Here is a 2,632-nt window from a genome sequence, read left to right as displayed (position 1 = left end):
TGAAAACGGTCGCTTCTGAAGTGTATCGTTTGGTGAAACGCCCTCCTGATCTGGTTTGCCGTTATGGTGGAGAGGAGTTAGCTGTTGTCTTACCTGAGACCAAATTGGAAGGTGCTGTTTTGATAGGTGAGCGAATTCGGGCGCATATTGAAGCTTTGTGGATTGATACGGGTGATGAGCGTATTCAAGTGACAGCGAGTGTTGGCGTAAGTGCCTGCATGCCGAACGAGGAAAGCTCGACTCACGCTTTGGTTGAGATGGCTGATCAGGCGCTATACCAAGCTAAGCTTAACGGTCGAAACAGAGTTGAGCAAAAAGTTGGCTAAGACGGCGTGAAACTGCTTGATAGCTGTTTGTTTATACAGTATTTTGTATGAATGAAACTGTATATTGCAGAAAAGCCCAGTCTGGGGAAGGCTATAGCGCAAGCCCTACCTAAACCTCACCATAAAGCTGATGGCTGTATTTACGTCGGGCATTCCGATAAACGCCGCTGTGATGTAGTCAGCTGGTGTATCGGTCACCTTCTGGAGCAGCTCGAGCCAGATGCCTATGATGCATCACTTAAGAAATGGTCGCATGAAACCTTGCCTATATTGCCCGACCGTTTTCCTAGAGGTTGGCAGCTGGCGCCTAAAAAGCAAACCCGCAAGCAATACTCTATTCTAAAAAAGTTAGTCAAACAGGCTGATCACATAATTCATTGTGGTGACCCTGATAGGGAAGGTCAGCTACTGGTGGATGAGCTGATTCACCATGTCGGCGTTAAAGCGTCAGTGAAAGATAGTATTGAACGCTGCCTGATTAGTGATTTAAATCTACCCGCTGTTAAGCAAGCCCTGGCTTCTCTAAAGTCGAATAAAGACTTTGTGCCTTTATCTGTTTCAGCTTTAGCTCGTTCACGTGCAGACTGGCTTTATGGAATGAACCTAACTCGCGCTTTTACGCTTCAGGCTCAAAAGGTCGGTTTTCAGGGCCTGGTTTCAATCGGGCGGGTGCAAACACCCTTGCTAGGCTTGATTGTTCGGCGAGATGCAGAAGTTGAAGCCTTTGTGGTGCGAGACTATTACGAAGTCGATGCCCATATCCAAATATCTGAACAACAAGTTTTATCTGCCCGTTGGCAGCCGAGCGAAGCTTGCGAGCCCTATCAGGACAGCGAAGGGCGAGTCATAAACAAAGCTTTGGCTGAAAATGTGGTGGCGCGAATTAAGGGGCAGCCAGCTAATGTTGAAGCAACAAGTGCTAAGTCCAAGAAGCAAGTTGCGCCTTTGCCATATAATTTATCTGCGTTACAGATCGATGCTGCTAAAGCATTTGGTATGAGTGCTAAGACCGTCTTGGATACTTGTCAGAATCTGTATGAACGACATAAACTGATTACCTATCCTCGCTCTGACAATCGTTATCTACCCTCGGGGCACTTAAGCCAATCTGCACAAATTTTCGATGCAATCGCTAGCAATACCAACTTACAGAATATATGTAACAGTGCCGACTCAAGTTTAAAAGGACGTGTTTGGAATGATGCCAAGGTTGGTGCTCATCACGCGATCATTCCAACTGCGAATAAGTCAAAAAAGGGATTATTGAGTAAAGCTGAGCAGCAAGTATATGAATTGATAGCAAAGCACTATCTTATTCAGTTTTTTCCGGCTTGGGCTTATACCGACCGTGAAATCAGCTTTCGAATTGCCGGTGGCTTATTCCGAGCAAAGTCGAGGGAAACCAGTGAGCCGGGTTGGAAGCAGGTACTTAAATCCACTAAGGATGAAAAACAAACCGTAGCTTTACCTCAGCTCAAGAAAGGTGAGCGTTTTACTTGTTTATTTGGAGACTTGCTTAGCAAGCTTACTCAGCCTCCTAAACACTTTAGCGATGCAAGTTTACTCGCGGCGATGACCGGTATAGCCCGTTTTGTGAGTGACCCCGAGATCAAAAAAATACTAAAAGATACCGATGGTCTTGGAACAGAAGCGACACGTGCTTCGATCATTGAGCTGTTATTCAAGAGGCAGTTTATTTACCGAGAAGGTAAAGCCATTAAAGCGACAGAGGCTGGTAGAAAAGTGATAGCGAGTCTGCCAGAAGAGGTTTCATTGCCCGATATGACTGCACACTGGGAGTTGATGCTAAAGCAAATGAGTCAGGGGGAGTATGCATATGCTGATTTTATGCTGCCACTTGAACAACAAATCAGTCACTTACTATGTAGGGCAAAAGATACACACCTTTCAGCCTTAGCTGGCCTTAAAGCGCAAAACAAATTTAAAAAACGTAAATATAAGGCCCGACGCAAAAAGGCGAGCCCCACATTAAAAGTTGGCGCTTAACGAAATGCGCAACCGGGCTCTTTTCCTAAGGCTTTTAGTAGCATGGCCATTGGGCAGAATCCTGTGAATGCTGCCTGAAACATATTGACGCCAACAAAAGCCGTAAATGCCAGCCAATAGACCGAATGGACCTGACTGAGAATAACACTAACAAGAATAAACAGCCCGGCAACGGCAAATACAGTTCTATCGATATTCATGATCTAAAACCTCTTCTAAACTAAATATTAGGTTTTACTAATATAGATGCTTGAATTATATTAGTCAATGCTAATATAATCGCTGCTATGTGATGGTTT

At 44.8% G+C, this 2,632-nt stretch carries 3 protein-coding genes; 2 read left to right on the top strand and 1 reads right to left on the bottom strand.

The genetic code is table 11. The annotated features are described in order from the left end of the window. On the top strand, window positions 1–326 hold a 326-nt coding region (locus A3756_RS15510; protein ID WP_156490515.1), incomplete at its 5' end, for a diguanylate cyclase. 51 nt (window positions 327–377) lie between these two features. After that, window positions 378–2,333 carry a DNA topoisomerase III gene (locus A3756_RS15505; RefSeq protein ID WP_068553832.1) on the top strand — a complete coding sequence of 652 codons (1,956 nt, stop codon included), beginning with the start codon at window positions 378–380 and terminating at the stop codon, window positions 2,331–2,333. Here the strand turns inward: A3756_RS15505 and A3756_RS15500 are convergent. Beyond that, window positions 2,330–2,533: a DUF2892 domain-containing protein gene (locus A3756_RS15500; RefSeq protein WP_068512074.1), complete on the bottom strand. Its 204-nt coding sequence runs from the start codon at window positions 2,531–2,533 to the stop codon at window positions 2,330–2,332. The genes A3756_RS15505 and A3756_RS15500 overlap by 4 nt on opposite strands. Between the last annotated feature and the right edge of the window lie 99 nt (window positions 2,534–2,632).

The sequence above is a fragment of the Oleiphilus sp. HI0086 genome, from assembly GCF_001635225.1.
This window is presented reverse-complemented; position numbering and strand designations above follow the sequence as displayed.

Excerpts from the sequence above, each read along its gene's own strand:
- A3756_RS15500 (WP_068512074.1), bottom strand. The coding sequence starts at position 2,533 with ATGAATATCGATAGAACTGTATTTGCCGTTGCCGGGCTGTTTATTCTT.
- A3756_RS15505 (WP_068553832.1), top strand. The coding sequence starts at position 378 with ATGAAACTGTATATTGCAGAAAAGCCCAGTCTGGGGAAGGCTATAGCG.